At 39.2% G+C, this 360-nt stretch carries 1 protein-coding gene; it reads right to left on the minus strand.

The annotated features are described in order from the left end of the window. Window positions 1–240: IS200/IS605 family transposase (gene tnpA / locus ACOSVQ_RS20670; protein ID WP_491984309.1), on the minus strand; the 240-nt coding region annotated here is incomplete at its 3' end. Window positions 241–360 lie beyond the last annotated feature (120 nt).

Genomic DNA, 360 nt, shown 5'->3' on the forward strand with positions numbered 1-360 from the left:
AAACCCCATGTAACTTGAAATACTTAAGCTTGGAGGGAGCCTTACGACTAAATGCACATGATCTACCTGCACATTCAATTCGACCACCCTACAATTTTTCATATTGCTGTATACATAGATACTTTTGTATAACTCTTTGCCTATGTTGCCATTAAGGATTTTCAGCCTGTATTTGGGCGTCCAAACTATGTGATACTGACATCTATAGTAAACGTGTGAGCTTGAATCATATCTGCTCATGTTCTTTATCTCCTTGATTTGCTGGTTACAAACACTGGATATATTGAACATGAGCGTTCTTCGGGCATAGCCCAAAGGAACGATCACCACCTTCATAGAAGGTGGTTTAGGGTTAGAAAA

Source organism: Vibrio sp. HM8-C, assembly GCF_058630515.1.